The organism is Gluconobacter sp. Dm-44, assembly GCF_018256175.1.
GTDB lineage: Bacteria > Pseudomonadota > Alphaproteobacteria > Acetobacterales > Acetobacteraceae > Gluconobacter > Gluconobacter cadivus.
This window is the reverse complement of the sequence record NZ_JAERLZ010000001.1, coordinates 285339-306315: the sequence shown is the minus strand read 5'-3', so window position 1 is coordinate 306315 and position 20977 is coordinate 285339. Positions and strand designations below refer to the sequence as shown.

Annotated in this window: 13 protein-coding genes; 10 read left to right on the top strand and 3 right to left on the bottom strand. The window is 59.4% G+C overall.

Features of this window, described 5'->3' with window-relative positions:
- The first annotated feature begins 64 nt into the window (after nt 1-64).
- Together JK213_RS01355 and gltB are read left to right on the top strand one after the other, a co-directional pair.
- Nucleotides 65-1504, top strand: a complete 1440-nt coding sequence (locus tag JK213_RS01355; RefSeq protein ID WP_194261543.1) for an NAD(P)-dependent oxidoreductase — start codon at nt 65-67, stop codon at nt 1502-1504.
- Nucleotides 1501-6021 (top strand): glutamate synthase large subunit, encoded by a 4521-nt coding sequence (gene gltB / locus JK213_RS01350; RefSeq protein ID WP_194261542.1) that lies wholly within the window; start codon nt 1501-1503, stop codon nt 6019-6021. Before JK213_RS01355 ends, gltB begins: the two co-directional genes overlap by 4 nt.
- A 6-nt stretch (nt 6022-6027) precedes the next feature.
- Here the strand turns inward: gltB and JK213_RS01345 are convergent, their stop codons facing one another.
- Nucleotides 6028-7083, bottom strand: a complete 1056-nt coding sequence (locus JK213_RS01345; RefSeq protein WP_228125372.1) for an acyltransferase — start codon at nt 7081-7083, stop codon at nt 6028-6030.
- A 202-nt stretch (nt 7084-7285) separates the two neighbouring features.
- Between JK213_RS01345 and JK213_RS01340 the strand changes: the two genes are divergently transcribed.
- Nucleotides 7286-9094, top strand: a complete 1809-nt coding sequence (locus tag JK213_RS01340; RefSeq protein WP_194261666.1) for a M3 family oligoendopeptidase — start codon at nt 7286-7288, stop codon at nt 9092-9094.
- 8 nt (nt 9095-9102) lie between these two features.
- Nucleotides 9103-10464: an AarF/ABC1/UbiB kinase family protein gene (locus tag JK213_RS01335; protein ID WP_211571258.1), complete on the top strand. Its 1362-nt coding sequence runs from the start codon at nt 9103-9105 to the stop codon at nt 10462-10464.
- Nucleotides 10465-10537: 73 nt separating this feature from the next.
- Here the strand turns inward: JK213_RS01335 and JK213_RS01330 are convergent, their stop codons facing one another.
- Both JK213_RS01330 and JK213_RS01325 read right to left on the bottom strand, forming a co-directional pair.
- Entirely contained in the window at nt 10538-12757 is a 2220-nt protein-coding gene (locus tag JK213_RS01330) for a TonB-dependent receptor domain-containing protein (protein ID WP_228125371.1), read from the bottom strand.
- A gap of 564 nt (nt 12758-13321) precedes the next feature.
- A complete protein-coding gene (locus JK213_RS01325; RefSeq protein WP_194261540.1) occupies nt 13322-13735 on the bottom strand; it encodes a hypothetical protein in 414 nt (137 codons plus the stop codon).
- A gap of 169 nt (nt 13736-13904) precedes the next feature.
- Between JK213_RS01325 and uvrB the strand changes: the two genes are divergently transcribed.
- From uvrB to JK213_RS01295, 6 genes are all read left to right on the top strand, one after another.
- Nucleotides 13905-16118, top strand: coding sequence for an excinuclease ABC subunit UvrB (gene uvrB, locus JK213_RS01320; RefSeq protein ID WP_283091817.1), 2214 nt, complete (start codon nt 13905-13907; stop codon nt 16116-16118).
- A gap of 1 nt (nt 16119) precedes the next feature.
- Entirely contained in the window at nt 16120-16623 is a 504-nt protein-coding gene (gene greB, locus JK213_RS01315) for a transcription elongation factor GreB (protein ID WP_194261539.1), read from the top strand.
- Nucleotides 16624-16718: 95 nt separating this feature from the next.
- On the top strand, nt 16719-17696 hold the full coding sequence (gene gshB / locus JK213_RS01310) for a glutathione synthase (RefSeq protein WP_194261538.1): 978 nt from the start codon (nt 16719-16721) through the stop codon (nt 17694-17696).
- 385 nt (nt 17697-18081) lie between these two features.
- Nucleotides 18082-18762, top strand: coding sequence for a class I SAM-dependent methyltransferase (locus JK213_RS01305; RefSeq protein ID WP_194261537.1), 681 nt, complete (start codon nt 18082-18084; stop codon nt 18760-18762).
- 87 nt (nt 18763-18849) lie between these two features.
- Nucleotides 18850-20028, top strand: coding sequence for a cbb3-type cytochrome c oxidase subunit I (locus JK213_RS01300; protein ID WP_194261536.1), 1179 nt, complete (start codon nt 18850-18852; stop codon nt 20026-20028).
- Complete coding sequence (locus JK213_RS01295) at nt 20025-20975, top strand: heme o synthase (protein ID WP_194261535.1); 951 nt, start codon at nt 20025-20027, stop codon at nt 20973-20975. The genes JK213_RS01300 and JK213_RS01295 overlap by 4 nt, the downstream gene beginning before the upstream one ends.
- Nucleotides 20976-20977: the final 2 nt, after the last annotated feature.

Genomic DNA, 20977 nt, shown 5'->3' with positions numbered 1-20977 from the left:
TGTTATTGAATAAAGTGACGGAATAGCTGCATTCTCACTCGCATGTTTGCAGGAGACACGACGCATGGCCGAACGGATGTTGCAGTTCGTCACCCACCCCCAGGTGCTTCCGGAGAAGCGCGACGCGGCCGAACGCCGTCAGGATTTCGGGGAGATTTATCGTGGGTTCGCGCGCAGCCGGGCGGAAGAGCAGGCGTCGCGGTGTTCGCAGTGCGGGATTCCGTTCTGCTCCGTGCATTGTCCGCTGGGGAACAACATTCCCGACTGGCTGAAGCTGACAGCGGAAGACCGGCTTGAGGAAGCGTATGAGATGTCGTCCGCGACAAATACGTTTCCAGAGATCTGCGGGCGCATCTGTCCGCAGGACCGGCTGTGCGAAGGCAACTGCGTCATCAACAAAGGCTTCGAGAGCGTTACGATCGGCGCTGTCGAGCGCTTCATTACGGAAAATGCGTTTGAGCAGGGCTGGGTGAAGCCATCGCTTCCGGACCGGGAGCTTGGGCGCAGTGTCGGGATCGTGGGCTCCGGCCCGGCGGGTCTGGCCTGTGCGGAGCGGTTGCGGGCGCAGGGTTATGAGGTTCATGTCTATGAGCGTCAGGACCGTGTGGGCGGGTTGCTGACTTACGGCATTCCGAGCTTCAAGCTGGAAAAACATGTGGTGGCGCGCCGTCATGCGCTGCTGGAGGAGCAGGGGATCGTGTTCCACCTCTCCACGCCTGTGGGTTCGGGCGAAGGCGAGACGGCGCTTGAGGATCTGCGGGCGCGGCATGATGCGGTGTTTCTTGCAACGGGCGTGTACCGCTCGCGCGATGTGAAGGTGCCGGGGGCCGGGCTTGAGGGTGTTGTCGATGCGATCGACTTCCTGACGGCGTCTAACCGCCGCGGTTACGATGAAGATCCAGGCGAAGATGCTGCGCTTCATGCGAAGGGGCGTCGGGTCGTGGTCATTGGCGGTGGCGACACGGCCATGGACTGCGTGCGCACGTCGATCCGTCAGGGTGCCGAGCGTGTGACCTGTGTTTACCGTCGGGACCGGGCGAATATGCCGGGATCGCGGCAGGAAGTTTACAATGCCGAGGAAGAGGGCGCGCAGTTCGAGTGGCTGGGGTCGCCGGAAGCGTTTCTGGGCGATGGCGGAGTGTCGGGCGTGCGGGTTCTGAAGATGCGGCTTGGGTCTCCGGATGCGTCGGGGCGTCGTTCCATTGAAGGCACGGGACAGCATGACGTGATCGAGGGCGATCTGGTCATCAAGGCTCTTGGCTTTGATCCCGAAGATCTGCCGGGGCAGTTCGCGGCCCCCGAGCTGGCCGTGACGCGCTGGGGCACGCTGACGGTGCCGCCGGGCGGTTTTGAGACGAGCCTTCCGGGTGTGTTCGCCGGTGGCGACATCGTGCGCGGAGCGAGCCTTGTCGTCTGGGCGATCAAGGATGGCCGGGATGCGGCCGATGCGATCCATCATCATCTGACTGAAACAGTAACCGGTTCTCTGGAGGCCGCGGAATGACACACAATAACGATTTCATCCGCGAGTATGCTGAGAACGTCGAACGCCTGAAGGGGCTGTATGACCCGTCCCAGGAGCGCGATTCCTGCGGTGTGGGTCTGGTCGCGTCGCTGGATGGCAAGCCGTCGCGCAGCGTGGTGCTGGCGAGCATCGAGGCGTTGGGCAATATCTGGCATCGCGGTGCGGTCGATGCCGATGGCAAGACCGGCGATGGCGCGGGCATCCATGTTGAGATCCCTCAGGATTTCTTTGCCGAGGCGATCCATAACAGTTCCAGCGACGATACGATTGACGGTCGCATCGCAGTGGGCATGGTGTTCCTGCCCAAGACCGATTTAGGCTCGCAGGAGCGGGGCCGTCAGATCATTGAGACGGAGATCCTGAACTTCGGTTACGGGATCTATGGCTGGCGTCAGGTGCCGATCGATACGGCGTGCATTGGCGAGAAGGCCAACCAGACGCGGCCGGAAATCGAACAGATCATGATCCGCAACCGCCTCGGCCGGTCCGAGGACGAGTTCGAGCGCGACCTGTATGTGTTGCGTCGGCGGATCGAGAAGCAGGCGACGGCGCAGCAGGTTGATCTGTATGTGTGCTCGATGTCCTGCCGTTCGGTGATCTACAAGGGCATGTTCCTTGCGGAGAACCTGACGGATTTTTATCCCGATCTGCTGGATGAGCGGTTCGTGTCGCGGTTTGCGATCTACCATCAGCGCTATTCGACCAACACGTTTCCGACATGGAAACTCGCCCAGCCGTTCCGCAAGGTGGCGCATAACGGCGAGATCAACACGATTTCGGGCAACACGAACTGGATGCGCTCGCACGAAACGCGGCTCGCCCATCCGGATCTGGACCCGTACATGGCGGATTTGAAGCCTGTGGTGCAGGCTGCCGGCTCCGATACGGCGGTTCTGGACAATGTGTTCGAACTGCTGAGCTTCGCCGGGCGTGATGCGCCGATGGCGAAGACGATGCTGGTACCGGCCTCTGGCGGTGCGAACTCGGCAATGTCCGACGCGGCGCGCGCACTGTTCCGGTATTGCAATGCCGTGATTGAACCGTGGGATGGCCCGGCGGCTTTGTGTGCGACAGATGGGCGCTGGGTTGTGGCGGGTCTGGATCGCGCCGGACTACGGCCGCTGCGCTACAGCATCACGCAGGACGGTCTACTCATTGTGGGGTCCGAGACCGGAATGGTCCGGGTGCCGGATGCACGCGTTAAAAGTCGCGGGCGGCTTGGTCCGGGGCAGACGCTGGCGCTCGATCTGAAGGAAGGGCGGCTCTACCAGTCTGAAGAACTTCTGGAAATGCTGGCCTCGCGGCAGGATTTTCAGGGCTGGGTGAAGCGGATCCGTGATATCGAGCCGATCGTGCGCGATGTTGTGGAACCCGAGGCGCTGGACCCGGATGTGCTGCGGCGGCATCAGATGGCGGTCAGTCTGACGCATGAGGAGCTGGAGACGATCCTGCATCCGATGGTGGAGACGGCGGCTGAGGCTCTGGGCTCCATGGGCGATGATACGCCGCTTCAGGTGCTGTCGAAGATTTATCGTGGGCTGGCGCATTATTTCCGTCAGGGGTTCAGTCAGGTCACGAATCCGCCGATCGATTCCCTGCGTGAAACGCGGGTGATGAGCCTGATCACGCGGCTGGGCAATCTGGGGAATATTCTCGATCAGGCACCGGAGCAGTGCGACCTATTGCAGCTGCCGAGCCCGGTCCTGACGATCGGTGAGTTCGACGAATTGCGAAAAGTCTGCGGCGAGAACGCGGGCGTGATCGACTGCACCTTCCCGGCTGAGGAGGGCGAGGAAGGTCTGCGGGCTGCTATTGCGTCCATCCGCGTGCAGGCGGAGGATCATGTTCGCGGCGGGTGCACGCATCTGTTCCTGACGGACGACAACACGGACGCGACGCGGGTTGCGATTCCGATGATCCTCGCCACTGCGGCCGTGCATATCCATCTGGTGCGCAATTCGCTGCGGACGTTCACGTCGCTGAACGTGCGGACGTCCGGGGCGATTGATGTTCATGCGATTGCCGTCACGATCGGTGTGGGTGCGACGACGGTGAACCCGGCTCTGGCGCAGCATTGTGTGGCGGACCGGCTGCGGCGTGGTCTGTTCGGCAAGATGTCGCTGCGTGAGGCGATGGAGCGGTACCGCAAGGCCGTGGACAAGGGTCTGCTCAAGATCATGTCCAAGTCGGGCATTTCGATCATTTCGGCCTATCGTGGCGGGTATAATTTCGAGGCGATCGGACTGTCCCGCGCGCTGGTAGCGGAGTTCTTCCCCGGTATGCCCTCGCGGATTTCGGGGATCGGTCTGCCGGGCATTGCGCGCAACATCCTTGGCGCGCATGCGGCCGCGTGGAACCGGAAGGTCGAGGCACTTCCGGTCGGTGGACGCTACAAACTGCGCCGTCAGGGTGAGACGCATGCGTTCTCGGGGCAGCTTGTGCACATGCTTCAGAGTGCGGTGACGGCGAACAGTTTCACGCTGTACCGGCGTTATGCGGATGCGGTGCGTCAGATGCCGCCTGTGGCGCTGCGGGATCTGCTGGATTTCAAGCCGCTTCATGCGCCGGTTCCGGTGGATGAGGTGGAGAGCATCACGCAGATCCGTCGCCGTCTGGTGGCACCGGGAATTTCGCTCGGCGCTCTGAGCCCAGAGGCGCATGAGACACTGGCGATTGCCATGAACCGGATCGGCGCGAAGTCCGATTCTGGTGAAGGCGGCGAGGATGCGGAACGCTCAAAGCCGCGTCCGAACGGGGACAATGCGTCTTCGGCCATCAAGCAGGTGGCGTCCGGGCGTTTTGGCGTGACCGCGCAGTATCTGAACGACTGCCGCGAGATCGAAATCAAGATGGCGCAGGGTGCGAAGCCTGGCGAGGGCGGGCAACTTCCGGGCTTTAAGGTCACGGAGCTGATCGGGCGGCTGCGTCATGCGACGCCGGGGGTCACACTGATTTCGCCGCCGCCGCATCACGACATCTATTCGATCGAGGATCTGGCGCAGCTCATTTACGATCTCAAGCAGATCAACCCGACGGCGACCGTGACGGTCAAACTGGTGGCGCGGACGGGCATTGGCACGATTGCGGCCGGTGTGGCGAAGGCCAAGGCGGATGCGATCCTGATTTCCGGTCATTCGGGAGGGACGGGTGCGAGCCCGCAGTCTTCGATCCATTATGCGGGTCTCCCGTGGGAAATGGGGTTGTCGGAGGCGCATCAGGTGCTGATGCTGAACCGGCTGCGTCATCGTCTGGTGCTGCGGACGGATGGCGGCATCAAGACTGGCCGCGACGTTGTCATGGCGGCGATGCTGGGTGCGGAAGAGTTCGGCATTGGTACGGCCGCACTTGTGGCGATGGGTTGCATCATGGTGCGCCAGTGCCACTCCAATACCTGTCCGGTGGGCGTGTGTGTGCAGGACGAGAAGCTGCGCGAGAAGTTCGGAGGATCGCCGGAGAAGGTCATCAACCTGTTCACGCTGATTGCGGAAGACATCCGGCATATTCTTGCAGATCTCGGCGTGCGGTCGCTTGAAGAGGTGATCGGGCGGACGGATATGCTGCGTCAGGTGTCGCGTGGTGCGGATTATCTGGATGATCTGGATCTGAATTCCCTGCTGGTTCAGGCCGATCCGGGAGAGCATGCGCGGTTCTGCACCCGTGAGGGGCGCAACGAAGTGCCGGAGACGTTGGACGGGCAGATTATCCCGGATGCGACCGCGTTGTTCGAACGTCGGGAGAAGCTGCACCTGCATTACACCGTGCAGAACACCCATCGTGCGATCGGTACGCGGGTTTCAGGGCTGATCACGCGCAAATTCGGCATGAAGGAGCTTCCGGAAGGCCAGCTCACGCTGTCGCTTCGTGGGTCTGCCGGGCAGTCGCTGGGCGCGTTTGGTGTGCAGGGGCTCAAGATCGAGGTCGAGGGCGATGCCAACGACTATGTCGGCAAGGGGCTTTCGGGCGCGACGATCGTTGTCCGCAAGTCACCGGCCGCGCAGTGGGCGTCCGAGCAGAGCGCGATCATCGGCAACACCGTTCTGTACGGCGCGACGGCAGGCACGCTGTTTGCGGCTGGACAGGCCGGTGAGCGCTTTGCGGTCCGGAATTCGGGGGCGACAGCGGTGGTCGAGGGCTGCGGCTCGAATGCCTGCGAATACATGACCGGCGGCACGGTCGTGATCCTTGGAGAGACAGGCGACAATTTCGGCGCCGGTTTCACGGGTGGCATGGCCTATGTGCTGGATGTGAAGGGACGGTTCGAGGCGCAGATCAATCCCGATACGGTGATCTGGAGCCGTGTGCAGGCTGGCAGCCGCTGGGATCAGGAGCTTCGGGCGTTGGTGGAGCGGCATGTGGCGGAGACGGGCAGCACCTATGCCGAAGATCTGCTGCATTGCTGGGAGCGGACGCTGGAGCGGTTCTGGCATGTCGTGCCGCGTGATTATGCGCGGATCATCGGGTATGTTCAGGAAGACCTGTCGCAGCTTTCGGCTTGAAGCACGTTATCCCTGCCTGGGACGGAGTTTCAGGCAGGGGCGCTCCACGAGGCGCCATGACAGGATTGCGCCGGCGATCGTGGTGAGGATCGTGAGAAGTACGGCGTTTCGGCGGCTGAGGCCGTAGCGGATGTGAAGGTCTCCGGCCATCATCACCAGCGGGAGATGGCACAGATAAAGCCCGTAACTATGGGTGCTGAGGCTGCGGACTGCCGGGTCGATCACAGGCGGCAGGGTTCGCAGGCGCATCATTGCAGGCATGCAGAGCGCATAACCGAAGCCTACAGTATCAAATGAAATGATGGCGCTGAAGCGTGGCGGCCAGAGCGGGATGGGCAAGAGATCCCCCAGCCATGTCGTGAGGACGATCACTGTGCCAAGAATGGCCAGTGGTCTGTACAGGCGGGGGATGCTTTTCGAATATCGGTTCAGGCACGCGGCGGCGACGCCCCATGCGATGGAGTCAAGGCGGCAGGGCACGATTTTGCTGATGGCTTCCTCCCAGTTGAGGTCTGTGGGCAGCGACAGGCGCCAGCAGACCGGAACGATGAAGAAAGCCGCAAGTGTGAGTCCGAGAGCCCGAGTGGGTCTGATCCGGCAGGCAAGAAGCGTGAGTAGCAGGGCGGGAAAGGTGATGTAGAACCATTCTTCCACGCAAAGCGACCATGTAACGCCATACCAGTTCGAAACCATGGGCCAGCCGAGATTTTGCGTCAGGGTCAGGAACCAGGGCAGGACGCGTCGGGCTTCATCCCATGTCACGCCGTAGGGGCCGAAACGGGCGAGCGGGATCAGCAGTGCGAACAGCCAGACATAATAGGCCGGGAGGGTGCGCATCCATCGGCGGACGAGAAAAATTCCCCAGCCTTTGAGGGAGGTTCCGCGTTCCAGCAGATCCAGTATGATCGTGCCGATCAGAAAGCCACTGAGAACGAAGAACAGCATCACGCCATAAAAGCCGAGGATCACCAGATGGAACGGAAGCACGCGGTGCCACCAGTCCAGAAACAGGCTTCCGTCATGGCAGATCAGGACATCGAGGATGGCGACCGAACGCAGCAGATCGGGGCCTGCGATTCGCTGCTGCAGATTTTCAAAGGATGTCAGAGTAATTGATGCCTGGGGGGGGGTATTTTTTCATGAAATGGCGGAAGATCCCGGAGTGTGGCTCCATTAGGCTCCGAGAGGCGATTTTATACTACAGATTTGTCATCAACATCCCGTTTGACGGCGCGGATTGTGGCTCTAAGGTCAAGGTATGACCATGCTCTTTTCTGCCGCTGACGGCACGCCCAATTCATCCTCCGGGGAGCAGATGCCGCCCCGCTGGGACCTATCCGATCTCTATGCCGCGCCGGAAGATCCGGTTTTAGCGACGGATTTCGATCGCTGGGCGGCAGAGGCGCGCCGTTTCTGCGAGACGTATAAAGGACGTCTGGATAGCCTGAATGGTGCCGGACTCGCAGCAGCCTTTGCCGAATATGAAGCGATTGAAGAAGGTCTCGGGAAGATCGGGTCTTTCTCCAGCCTTGGCTTTGCGGCGCATACGACTGATCCGGTCTGGGGGCGGTTTGCGCAGGGTGTGCAGGAGCGGATGACGGAGGTGGCCTCCGATCTGATGTTCTTCACGCTCGAACTGAACCGGATTGCGGACGAGGATCTGGCGCGGATCTGCGAAGCGCCGGAGATGCGCAAATGGGATGCTTATCTGCGGGATCTGCGGATGTACCGGCCCTACCAACTCTCCGATGAGGTCGAGCAGGTGCTGATGGACAAGTCGGTGACGGGACGGAATGCCTGGAACCGGCTGTTCGACGAAACGATGGCGACGCTAAGCGTCACGATCGACGGTGAGGAAAAGCCGCTCGGCGAGGCGTTCAATCTGCTGACGAATGCGGATCGTGCGAAGCGCGAGGCTGCGGCGCAGCAGATCAGTGCGGTTCTGGGCGAGAATTCGCGTCTGCTGACGATGATTACCAACACGCTCGCCAAGGATAAGGCGATTGGGGACAAGCTGCGCGGCTATCCGCGCCCGACGAGTTCGCGCAATCTGGCAAATATGGTCGAGGACGAGGTTGTCGATGCGCTGGTGGGCGCGGTGGACGAGGCTTATCCGCGTCTGGCGCATCGGTATTATGCGCTCAAGGCGAAGTGGCTCGGGCTGGAAAAGCTGGAGCACTGGGACCGCAATGCCCCGCTGCCAGGTGTGGAGGCGCGTCAGATCGACTGGGAGCAGGGCAAAGAGATCGTGCGGACGGCCTATGCCGGGTTCGATCCGGCTCTGGGTGAGATCGTCCAGAACTTCCTGACCAATCCATGGATTGATGCCGCCCCTGTAGCCGGGAAGTCTTCGGGGGCGTTCTCCCATTCCTGCGTCCCGTCCGTGCATCCGTATATTCTGATGAATTATCGCGGGCAGCCGCGGGACGTCATGACGCTGGCGCATGAACTGGGGCATGGCGTTCATCAGACGCTGGCCGGGAAAAAACAGGGCTATCTGAATGCCGATACGCCTCTGACGCTGGCCGAGACGGCATCGGTGTTTGGCGAAATGCTGACGTTCCAGTCCCTGCTGGATGCCGAAAGCGATCCGAAGCGTCGTCGTCATATGCTGGCAGCGAAGGTCGAGGATATGCTGAACACGGTTGTCCGGCAGATCGCGTTCTATCAGTTTGAAGTGAAGGTCCATGACGAGCGGGCGAAGGGTGAGCTTTCGCCGGAGCGTCTGGGAGAAATCTGGCGGGAGGTTCAGGTCCGGAGTCTGGGGCCCGTGTTCCACTTCACACCAGATTATGACCTGTACTGGTCTTACATTCCGCATTTCGTGCATTCCCCGTTCTATGTTTATGCGTATGCTTTCGGTGACTGCCTGGTGAATGCGCTCTATGGCGTTTATCAGGAAAAATCTGAGGGTTTTGCTGCGAAATACCGCACCATGCTCGAAGCTGGCGGGACGCTGCGGCGCAAGGACCTGCTCGCGCCGTTCGGACTTGATGCGACAGATCCGGGTTTCTGGCGTAAAGGACTGGATGTGATCTCGGGGCTGATCGATCAGCTCGAGCAGGAGGACTGAGGAGCATCATGGCGAGGGATCTCGACAACACCGGCCTTATGGGGGAACTGCGTCGCATGGCGCGGACTTCCGGCGCGGTCGGCGGTATTGCAGCGCGGATGGCGGGTAACCGTCTGGGCTTCAAGACGGACAAGGGCGTTCATGCAGAGGGCCTGAAGTCGGCGTTGGGAAACCTCAAGGGGCCGCTGATGAAGGCGGCCCAGCTTCTTTCCACCATTCCCGGCGCGCTTCCGGACGAATATGCGGAAGAACTGGCGCATTTGCAGTCCAACGCGCCGCCGATGGGCTGGAGCTTCGTGCGCCGTCGCATGCAGGCAGAGCTTGGGGCGGGTTGGGAAAAGCATTTCCGCTCCTTCAGCCACGAAGCCGTGGCAGCGGCGTCGCTCGGGCAGGTGCACCGGGCGCGTCTGGTTGATGGGCGCGAAGTGGCGTGCAAATTGCAGTATCCGGACATGCAGGCGGCTGTGGATTCAGATTTGCGGCAGTTCCGCGCCGCACTCGGTATTTACAAGCAGTTTGAGACGACGATCCGTCAGGACGAGGTTTACACTGAACTTGCGGACCGACTGCGCGAGGAACTGGATTACCGGCGGGAAGCCAGCCATCTGCGGCTGTATCGGGACATGCTCTCGGAAACGCCCGAAGTCACGGTTCCGGCGCCAGTCGAGGAACTGTCCACCGGGCGCCTGCTGACGATGGACTGGGTGAGCGGCCGCAGCATGAGGACCGTTCTAGGCGAGAACCTGCCGCTTGAGGATCGCAATGCGATGGCCACGGCGCTGTTCAAGGCCTGGTACACGCCGGTGTATCGCTATGGTGTCATTCATGGTGATCCGCATATGGGCAATTTCACCGTGCGGGATGATTATGGTCTGAACCTGCTGGATTTCGGGGCTGTTCGGATTTTCTCGCCGCGCTTTGTGGAAGGGATCATCGACCTGTTCACGGCGCTGCGTGAGAACAACGAAGAGCTGGCGTTCCATGCCTACAGCAAATGGGGCTTCGTCGGGATTTCGCGTGAAACGGCGGGTATTCTGAATGAATGGGCGCGGTTCTTCTACCGCCCGCTGATGACGGACCGCGTGTGTTCCATGCAGGAGAGCAATGATCCGGCGGAAGCGCGTCAGGTTCTTGAGAAAGTCTATGACGGTCTCAAGCGCACGGGCGGTGTGAAGCTGCCGCGTGAGTTCGTGCTGATGGACCGGTCCGCGATCGGGCTGGGCAGCGCGTTCCTGCGTCTGGAGGCGCGGTTGAACTGGCACAATATGTTCGAGGAACTGATCGAGGGTTTCGATGTGAATGTTCTGGCCGCGCGTCAGAAAGAAGCTCTGGAGAAGGCGAGGGTGCCCCCGGCACTGTCTTCACTTTAAGGGGTTCAGCCAACAAAAAGGGCGCTTCCTTTGCAGGAAGCGCCTTTTCTGTTTCTGGAGTGCTTATAACGGTTCAGAACTGGGCTGCAATCGTTCCAAAGAATTCGCGCGGCGCTGCGACAAACAGGTTTGCGTTGTCATCGCCAGCAACCGAGGCTGCGCCGTAGACGCCGCCGATATAGTTCTGATTGTAGAGATTGGTGATGCCAAAAGACGTCTTCAGGTTCTGGGCAAAACCCACCTTACCAAAATCGTAGGCAACGTTGAGGTTTGACGTCCAGTAAGCGGGGATTTGCTCATCGTTGGTGTAGGTCATCTGACGTGCGCTGGTGTACGTCGTGTTGAAGTTGAAGGTTGCGCGATGCCATGTGTAGCTCACGTCAGCCTTATACATGAACTTCGGGTAGTAGACCTGCTGCTTGCCCTTGATGCTGACGTAACCGCCATTATACGGCAGATGCGTGTCTTCGTAGGTGGCATCATTCCAGCTGAAGCTATTGGTGATGGCCAGACCGGGCAGCGGGCGGAACGTACCTGCGACGTCTGCGCCATTCATGGTTTCACGACCCACATTCATGAATGCGCTGTAGGTGTTGCCGGTTGATCCGCTGGTGATGGCGGCAAGGCGGTTATAATAATCGGTGTGGTAGAAATCGGCACTTCCGGAGAAGAAGTGGGAGTTGAAACGGTAGCCGACCACATAGTTCCAGGTCCGCTCCGGACGCAGGGATTTTTTGTTCTCGTCAAAGACGGTTTGTGCCGGGTTGGCTGCGCTTCCAAGACCGGACCAGGGCGATCCGCTGGAACTCTGGGCGGAGTAATCATAAGCGCGCATGTTTTCAGCAATATCGAAATAGACTTCGTGCTGATTCAGGAAATGATAGTCGAAGTTGAAATGCGGAAGGAACGCGTTCGCTGCCGTCAGATTACCGGAAGCAGGATGGCTGTAATAGACGCCCCATGAGGACAGCGTGCTTGTGTTGTCGACGCTGGTTCCGCCATGCGTCGTTTGCAGCAGGGAGCGGAAGCCTGCCTCAACGGTCATACCTGGGATGATGTGGTATGTATCCTGCAAATAGAACTGAAATGTATTGGTGTTAAAGGAGTCTGCCCACCAGGTTGTTCCGTTCTTGAAGTTGGAGATGGAGGAATGCGGTGTATCGACGCCGTCTTCATACATCATCATCGGGTAGTTAAAGCGGTCGTTTTCGTACCAGATGCCGGTTTTGATATCGTTGTTATGACCGGCATGGATATCAAAATTCTGGACAAAACCGAGACGTCGGACGTCGGGATGGCCGGTTTCCATCGCCATGGGAACCTGTGAGGTCGGGGAGGTCAGGAACGGGTTCGTGGCGCTGTAATCGCCGTTCGAGACGTGGGCGTAAGCGATTGTCTTGGATGTGACGTTGGGGAACAGCTGGAACTCACCCGTGATGGCAGAGAGATAGTTCCGCTGGGTCTGGGTGCCGTCGTAAGCGTAATCGCCAATTTCATCGTTGGACAGAACGCCTTCAAGACCAGCCGGGACGCCGCCATTCTGGGCATAATAGGCGTATTCTTTGGCAAGAGCATAATTGGGTTTCAGATAGGTCGTATTGCGCCCCATCTTCTGCCACATGTTCTTGGTCAGGCTGAGATAATTGTACTGTTCAAAGTTTGAATAGTCGAAAACTGCCGTAATTTTGCCGCGATCGCCAACGGGCTGGACCAGTTTGAAATTGGCCTGCTGTTCCTGCTGATCGCCATAGCCTTTCCAGAGATCCTGATCGGTTCGGGCATAGGCAGCGTAAAATTTGGTGCCGCTGGAATTCAGCTTGCCACTATCCACACGGCCGAAAGTTCTGAAGCCGTTATAACTGCCGAAAAGCTGACTGATCTGGCCGCCTGCCTTGTCGGAAGGGTCTGCAGAAGTAAAGGTAATGGCGCCTCCAAGCGTCTGGGCTGATGGCGTGTCCAGTGCGCCTGCGCCCTGAGACATGGTCAGGCTGGTGATGTTTTCCTGAATTTCCATCTGGTCGACACCAAGGCCGTTCCAGTTGTGGAAGCCCTGCCCACCCATCGGGATTCCGTCGAGCGAGACACCGAGCTGGGTCTGATTGAAGCCGCGGACATAAAGGGTATTGGCGACTGTATCGAGTCCGAAAGCGTCATCGGAGGCAAAGTTTGCGCCGGGTGTTGTCAGAGCAAGGATCTGCATTGGGCTTGTGCCGGCGACGAAATGATCCATTGTCTCACGTGTGACGACTTCCACCGCACTATGCGAGCCTCTGCGCTGTGCATGAACCGTCATATCTTCAGTGCCGGATGCCACTGTTGCATGTTTATGCGTCGGGAGTGCGCGGTGTGCAGGCGTCGTGGTCCTGGCGTGGTTTGCATGATGCGGATGTGTTTTGTGCGTAGTGCTGGCGGCCCGCGTCGGGCTGACCAGAAGGCCGATCAATGCGACACCAGATAAAAGATATCGTCCCAAGGCTGACTGCACGAGCGGGTTCCAGTTCTTGTTCATAAAAATTCTGGAATTCACGCTATGTCATCGAATTGAAACACTGCAATATGTTTATTAAACAATAAGTCATAATTCCAGTCGGGCTGGCAAATACATCACATATGAAACGAATTGTTGCGGCGAAGATTCCTGAGAGAATTTTATAAATAAAAAACAATTCGGAATATAATTATCAAATAATGCAACTGAAAATTTATATTATTATCTTATTGGGTATTTTTCATTCATTATATGTTGGAGTGGTCGGTAAAAAGATTTTCGTTTTAGAGATTGCTAGAGGCTGGCCCGTTGGCAAGTCGGGCCTGATCATGACTTTGCGCAATAGAGCGTGTCAGAATGTACGGAAAATCAGAAGATTTCCTTGATAAGGTCGTTGCCAATGCTGAACCCTGCGCCAGCTTCGACCGAGCGGGCAAAGCCGGAATTGAGGATATCGGAAATGAAATTGTTGTCGGGCAGGGCCTGAACCGGTTGGACGGGGATCTGCTGCGTCGGGGCTTGATAGGTCGTTGATGTGCCGTCATCGGGCTGCGCGTTGGACAGGGCTGCGTGAAGCTGCTGCAGAAGATTCGTGACCTGCTGCTGTTCCGCCTGAAAGGCGAGGGCGAGTTCACGCAGGTCTAGAGACCATTCCCGGGCCTGCATATCACCGCTCTGGACAGCAGTCTGCATCTTGGACCCGAGAGCCTGAAGTGCCTGCGCGGTCTGCTGGGCCTGCTGCTGGAGCTGGATATAGGTCTGTTCGATCGTTTGGACGTCCATGACGGTTTTTCCTTCAAAGAGACATGGGCGTTGATAAGGCCGGACGGCGAGTCTCTCCATCCCTTTCAGCAATAAAATGTCATAAAGATATGCGGGCGAAATGTTGTCCGGAGAGGCCTCTGTGCAGATGCCTCTTGCCCTGTGTCGCGCGGTTTCCCATCTTGCGATGATGGCCAAAAAACCGACCTCTTCCATTCGCAATGCTGCTTCCATGCCCCTGACGCAGTTTCTCCCTGAGAGACAGCCCGTCAAACCCAAAACGCGCCGGCTCGTCGTCAAGTCGGATTACGAGCCGGCGGGCGATCAGCCGACGGCGATTTCGGAGCTTGTGAAGGGCGTTGAGGGCGGCGAGCGGGATCAGGTCCTGCTGGGCGTCACGGGCTCGGGCAAGACGTTCAGCATGGCGAAAGTCATTGAGGCGACACAGAAGCCGACGCTCATTCTGGCGCCGAACAAGACACTGGCGGCTCAGCTTTACGGAGAGATGAAGCAGTTCTTCCCGGACAATGCGGTCGAGTATTTCGTGTCGTACTACGATTACTATCAGCCGGAGGCCTACGTGCCTCGGTCGGACACGTATATCGAGAAAGACAGTCAGATCAACGAACAGATCGACCGGATGCGCCATGCGGCCACGCAGGCGCTGCTGGAGCGCAATGACGTTATCATCGTGGCGTCTGTGTCCTGTATCTACGGTATCGGGTCGGTCGAGACATATTCGAAGATGGTCGTGCGACTTGAGGTCGGTGGCTCCATCGATCGCGAACGGCTGATCAAGGCGCTGGTGGAATTGCAGTACCGGCGCAACGATGCAGCATTCGAGCGCGGGACGTTCCGGGTGCGGGGCGAGCAGATCGACATCTTTCCGGTGCAGAACGAGGACCGGGCCTGGCGCGTGTCGCTATTTGGCGACGAAATCGATCAGATCGTGGAGTTCGATCCGCTGACGGGGAACAAGACGGCGGATCTGGCGGAAATCAGTGTTTATGCGAACTCGCATTACGTGACGCCGCGTCCAACACTCAATCAGGCGATGATCGGGATCAAGAACGAACTTCGCGGACGCCTTGAGCAGTTCACCGAGGACGGAAAGCTGCTGGAGGCGGAGCGTCTGTCGCAGCGGACCACGTTCGATCTGGAAATGATTGAGACGACGGGTGCGTGCAAGGGGATCGAGAACTACTCGCGCTATCTGTCCGGGCGTGGTCCGGGCGATCCGCCGCCGACATTGTTCGAGTATCTGCCTGAAGATGCGCTGCTGATCGTGGATGAAAGTCATGTCACCGTGCCACAGATTGGTGGCATGGAGCGTGGAGACAGGGCACGGAAAAGCGTGCTGTCGGATTATGGTTTCCGTTTGCCGTCCTGTATCGACAACCGTCCGCTGGCGTTCGGGGAATGGAATGCGTTCCGGCCGCAGTCGATTTTCGTCTCCGCGACGCCGGGGCCGTGGGAAATGGAACAGACGGGCGGTGTGTTTGCCGAGCAGATCATTCGTCCGACGGGGCTGATCGATCCGGTGACGGATGTGCGGCCTGTCGAAGGGCAGGTCGATGATCTGCTGCATGAATGTCGGGACGCGATCAGCAAGGGCGGGCGGGTTCTGGTGACGACGCTGACCAAGCGGATGGCTGAGGATCTGACGGATTATCTGGGTGAGGCGGGCGTCAAGGTCCGGTATCTGCACTCGGATGTGGATACGCTGGAGCGGATCGAGATCATCCGTGATCTGCGTCTCGGGGCCTTCGATGTGCTGGTGGGGATCAACCTGCTGCGTGAGGGGCTGGATATTCCGGAATGTTCGGTCGTGGCCATTCTCGACGCCGATAAGGAAGGATTCCTTCGGTCCAAGACGTCGCTGATCCAGACGATCGGGCGTGCGGCGCGTAACGTCGACGGGCGTGTCCTGCTTTATGCGGACAAAATGACGGACAGTCTGAAATACGCGATCGAAGAGACGGCGCGGCGTCGAGCCAAGCAGACGGAATGGAACGAGGCACACGGAATTACGCCGATGACGGTGCGGTCAAAGATCGGCGATGCGCTGTCGTCGGTGTTCGAGCAGGATTATGTGACCGTGGCGCCAGATGGCTCTGGCGATACGGAACAGTTTGTCGGCAAGTCGCTGCCTGCCACGATTCAGGATCTGGAAAAGCGGATGCGGGAGGCCGCGGCCAATCTGGACTTCGAACAGGCCGCCCGACTGCGCGACGAGGTCAAGCGGCTTGAGGCGATTGATATGGGGCTGGAGCCGCCACCGATTGCGAACTCGACTGCCGGACGTCCGGGTGCCCGAAAGGCTCCGAAGACGCCTGTTCCTCTGGGACCGGGCGGGGGCGGGTATGATCCGGCCAAGAAAAAACGCGGTCGGGGAGGCCGCTGAGATGGCTGAGAAAACGCCGCTATCGCATTATCTGTCGCCAAAAGGGGCGTCTGTCATGCGGGCTGAACTGAAGGAGTTGGCGCAAAAGGAACGGCCACGCATTGTGGAAATCGTGTCCTGGGCGGCCAGCAATGGCGATCGTTCGGAGAACGCCGATTATCAGTATGGCAAGCGCAGGCTGCGGGAAATCGACCGGCGGATGCGGTTTCTGGGCAAGCGGCTGGAAAACGCGGTGATTGTCGATCCTGCGGCCCAGACGACGCGGGATCGTGTGTTTTTCGGCGCGACCGTGACTTATGTGGACGAAGATGACGTCGAGCACACGGTGACGATCCTCGGTGTGGACGAGTCCGATCTGGCGCGGGGCGAGGTCAGTCTGGTCTCGCCGGTGGCGCGGGCACTGATGCGGACGCGGGTCGGGGACGTGGCGATGTTACAGACGCCGCGCGGGCCGGTCGAGATCGAAATCCTGAAGATCGCCTATCCCGTGGCGGTAGCGGCCTGACGTATGAACGCGCGGCAGGGGAGTGGCTTTGAAAAAGTACGACCTGCGTTTACACAGACTGTTCCACTCCCATTTCCCCGGACCGGAGTTTCCTGATGTCCCGTTCTCTTCGCGTTGCTGTTCAGATGGACCCTCTGGAGTCCGTCAATATTGATGGCGACTCCACGTTTGCGATGATGCTTGAGGCTCAGGCGCGCGGCTATGAACTGTGGGTCTATCCGGTGACGACGCTGAGCCTTGTCGAAGGACAGGGACGTGGCGGGCGTGTTCAGGCGCGGGCACGGCCGGTTGAAGTACGGCGCGAGCGTGGCAATCATGCGACGTTCGGCGAAGAGCAGGTTCTGGATCTGGGGCAGGCAGATGTGATCCTGATGCGTCAGGACCCGCCGTTCGACATGGGCTACATCACGGCCACGCATATGCTGGAGCATGTGCATGGTGTGGGCGAGGGACGCTCGCTTGTGGTGAACGATCCGGTGGCAGTGCGGAACGCGCCGGAAAAGCTGCTGGTGACTCATTTTCCGCATCTGATGCCCCCGACCCTCGTGACATGGGATACGCGCGAGATTCTGGCGTTCCGCGAAAAATATCACGACCTGATCGTCAAGCCGTTGTTCGGTAACGGTGGGGCCGGGATTTTCCGGATCAAGCCGGACGATGAAAATCTGGGCGCGCTACTGGAGATGCATTTCGCACGTTCGCGTGAACCGCTCATGATCCAGCGTTACGAGCCGGCCGTGCGTCAGGGAGACAAGCGCATCATTCTGGTGGATGGCGAGCCGATCGGCGCGATCAACCGGGTTCCGGCAACGGGAGAGGCGCGCTCGAACATGCATGTCGGCGGTCGCGCCATGAGTGTGGAACTGACGGCGCGTGATCTGGAAATCTGTGAGTCGATCGGGCCATATCTGCGCGACCATGGGCTGATTTTTACAGGAATCGACGTGATCGGGAACTGGTTGACGGAAATCAACGTCACGTCCCCAACCGGTTTGCAGGAACTGGACCGCTTTGATGGCATCAACAGTGCGGGGCTGATCTGGGATGCGATCGAGAGACGCGTTCTGGCGTGAAGTCTGTCGGGGACGGGCTGCCGGTCAGGGCTGTCCGTCCTCTGAAGGAAACCTGTGAGCGAAGGACGTCCGCGGTTCCTCCGGCGGAAGTTCTTTCACCTTGGGGGGCTGGTCCCGGCCGAAACGGTTGCCGAACCACTCCTCAAGATGTTTGCGGAAATACATGAAAAAGATGCTGCCCCAGGCCACGCAAGTGAACGCCACAAGGAAATAGATCAGCACGTTTGTCCTCCCTGGTCTTGTTCATGGCATGGGTTTGAAGGGTCATGCACACTGCGTGTCTTGCCAGATGCCTATCGGGGAGGGCAAGAAGGTGCGAATTGAACATGTTCCGGATAGCTCTGGTCTGCGAAGGCCGAGCGGACAAAGAAGGTCGCATATTACGATGTCCTCAACCCTTTCCCCGCGTTCGGCACTGGACGCGGAAGCCGTCAAGACGGCTTATCGTCGTTGGGCCCGTGTTTATGATACTGTTTTTGGCGGTATTTCGGGTTACGGGCGCAAGAGAGCAGTGGCTGCGGTCAATGCTCTGCCAGGCGAGAGGGTTCTGGAAGTCGGTGTCGGAACGGGGCTGGCCCTGCCGTCCTACTCCCAGAGCAAACGCATCACGGGAATCGATCTTTCCGAAGACATGCTTGAGCGTGCACGGATGCGGGTGCTTCAGGAGCATCTGACGAATGTGGACGATCTGCTGGAAATGGATGCGGAAGCCACAACGTTCGAAGATAACAGCTTCGATATTGCGGTGGCGATGTTTGTGGCCTCCGTTGTCCCGCACCCTGACCGGCTGCTGGCCGAACTCAAGCGCGTCGTGAAGCCAGGTGGGCACATTCTTTTCGTGAACCATTTTCTGGCAACCGGTGGCGTGCGTCTGTCGGTGGAGCGTGGCATGGCCCGGGCGTCGCGCTCGTTGGGCTGGCATCCGGATTTTGCCATTGAGTCGCTCCTGCCGCCGGAAGATCTGCGTCGTGCCACGCTGACGCCGGTTCCGCCTGCGGGGCTGTTTACACTCGTGACATTGCCGCAATGCGAGAGTAAAAGCGACGCAGCAGCCCTGGTCGCCTGATCGGCGTTTGGTTCCGCATGTGTGTCGGCGCCGAGTATTCCGACGCTCGCTGCGGTATTCCTAAGTTCAGGGACCGACTACGCGATCATGACTTATCAGGCCGTCGATACTGCTCCGGATACTGGCTCGGACCGCTCAAGCCGCCGAGTCGGAACATCCTTCATTCTGCTGGCCCTGTTTGCGGGTCTGCTGGGTGGGTCGCTGGCCCTGCCAATTCTCCAGACACATCCCACAAGCGGGCAGGCCTTCTGCCACGGTATTCTCATGACGTTCTTCGTCATGTGTCCTGCCGCGCTGGGTGGGTTTGGGCAGTGGCTTCTCCCGGCAGCGCTCGGAACTGACCGGACGGTACTTCGCGGACTGACGCTGGCGGGGTTCGGTTTTCTTTCGGCAGGCGTTGTCCTTCTGCCCCTCCTGCCGTTCGTCGCGATGCTGCTCTGGTCTGCTGGTATTCTGGCCGTAGCGATTGATGTGATTACAACCTGCCTCGAAGGACGGACCTGCCGCTTCAGGGACATGGCCCCGTTGGCATGGTCGCTTCTCGCAACGGCATGCAGTGTCGTTCTGGTGGCGCCGGTTCTGGCGGCTGTCGTGACGCGCGGTATGATGAACGGACTGACCACCGACGCTCTCATCGAAACGCTCCATCTGCCTGAAATGGCACTGATGCTGACCCCAGCACTCGGGCTGGTCACGTCGGCCCTTCTGTCACGTTCTGCCCGTGGCGGGGCATCATGGACGGTTGCACCTTATGTGTTCGGCGTGATGGGGATTGGCGGACCGCTGTTCTGGATGGACGGGCTGTATGGGTCTTTGGCATCCGGGGTAGGGGCCAGTCTTGTTCTGGTGACGCAGATCGTGCCGTCAGTGGTGCTGATCGGGGCGCTATGCCGGGATGTGTGGCAGCAGAAGCGTGATTTGGACGGAGCGGCGCTGTGGGCGGTCGGCAGCATCCTGCTGTTTGCGGCGGGATGGCTGTCAGATGGTCTGCCGGGCCATTCAGGCGATCATACGGCCGTGGCGTTTGGTGGGATCATGGCGCTGTGTGGCGGGTTCTATGCCTGGGTTGAGGGGCTTCTCCCCGGTCGTATTCCTGCTTTGCTGAGCCGGGTCCATGCGGGTCTCATGCTGGTGGGTGCGTTCTGTTCAATCGTGCCGGGCGTGATGATCTATGGTGAGATTCTGATGGGTGTCAGTCTGCTGGCCTTTGGGCTGGTGGGGCTGTTCCTGTTGAGGGAGACCGGGCGTGCCCGGGTCTCGGCATGAGCGATACGACAACACCTCTGGCCCCTTCGGGGGTTTTTTCCGTTCCGGGGAAGGATAATGATCCGTCCCTACGCGAGTGGCTGGCACTTCTTAAACCGCGTGTGATTTCTCTGGTGGTGTTTACCGGGGCCGCGGGTATGGCCGTGGCGCCGTGTTGGCCGTCCATTCCCATCGGACTGATTACCATCCTGTGCATTTGCATCGGGGCAGGGGCCGCAGGCGCCATCAACATGTGGTACGACCGCGACATCGACGCGATCATGAAGCGGACGGTCGTGCGGCCTATCCCGGACGGGCGGATGCCGGAACAGGCGGCGCTGGTTTACGGGATCGTGCTGTCGGTTCTGTCTGTCGTTGTGCTCTGGCTCGCGACGAATGCGCTGGCAGCCGGTATTCTGGCGTTTTCGATCTTTTTCTACAGCGTCATTTATACGATGTGGCTCAAGCGGAGCACGCCGCAGAACATCGTAATCGGTGGGGCTGCGGGCGCGTTCCCGCCGATGATCGGCTGGGCTGCAAGCATGAATTCCATGGCGGTTCTGCCGGTCGCAATGTTTGCGATCGTGTTCCTGTGGACGCCGCCGCATTTCTGGTCGCTGTCGCTTTATGCCTGCAAGGATTACGACAAGGCTGGCATTCCGATGCTGCCGGTCGTGAAGGGCGCGCGCCATACGCGGTGGCAGATCCTGATCTATACGTTCATTCTTACGGCGGTATCGTTAGTGCCGACGTTCGTTCATGAAGTCGGGCTGACCTATACGATCGTGACCAGCTTGTTGGATCTGGGATTCATTCTCTGCGCGTTCCGGGTGCTGATGGACAAGCAGGATGCAGCGGGTGTGAGCCTGACAAAGGACAAGCCCGCGCGCTTCGCGTTCCGTTACTCGCTGGCTTATCTGTTCCTGCTGTTCTGCGGACTTCTTGTTGACCGGGTTCTGATCGGATGACC

Bases quoted from the DNA above. Each gene is read 5' to 3' on its own strand.
- greB (WP_194261539.1), top strand. From the start codon at position 16,120: ATGGCTGAGAAAACGCCGCTATCGCATTATCTGTCGCCAAAAGGGGCG.
- JK213_RS01300 (WP_194261536.1), top strand. From the start codon at position 18,850: ATGACTTATCAGGCCGTCGATACTGCTCCGGATACTGGCTCGGACCGC.
- JK213_RS01305 (WP_194261537.1), top strand. From the start codon at position 18,082: ATGTCCTCAACCCTTTCCCCGCGTTCGGCACTGGACGCGGAAGCCGTC.
- JK213_RS01355 (WP_194261543.1), top strand. From the start codon at position 65: ATGGCCGAACGGATGTTGCAGTTCGTCACCCACCCCCAGGTGCTTCCG.
- JK213_RS01325 (WP_194261540.1), bottom strand. From the start codon at position 13,735: ATGGACGTCCAAACGATCGAACAGACCTATATCCAGCTCCAGCAGCAG.
- JK213_RS01295 (WP_194261535.1), top strand. From the start codon at position 20,025: ATGAGCGATACGACAACACCTCTGGCCCCTTCGGGGGTTTTTTCCGTT.
- uvrB (WP_283091817.1), top strand. From the start codon at position 13,905: ATGGCCAAAAAACCGACCTCTTCCATTCGCAATGCTGCTTCCATGCCC.
- JK213_RS01335 (WP_211571258.1), top strand. From the start codon at position 9,103: ATGGCGAGGGATCTCGACAACACCGGCCTTATGGGGGAACTGCGTCGC.
- JK213_RS01340 (WP_194261666.1), top strand. From the start codon at position 7,286: ATGCTCTTTTCTGCCGCTGACGGCACGCCCAATTCATCCTCCGGGGAG.
- JK213_RS01330 (WP_228125371.1), bottom strand. From the start codon at position 12,757: ATGACGGTTCATGCACAGCGCAGAGGCTCGCATAGTGCGGTGGAAGTC.
- gltB (WP_194261542.1), top strand. From the start codon at position 1,501: ATGACACACAATAACGATTTCATCCGCGAGTATGCTGAGAACGTCGAA.
- gshB (WP_194261538.1), top strand. From the start codon at position 16,719: ATGTCCCGTTCTCTTCGCGTTGCTGTTCAGATGGACCCTCTGGAGTCC.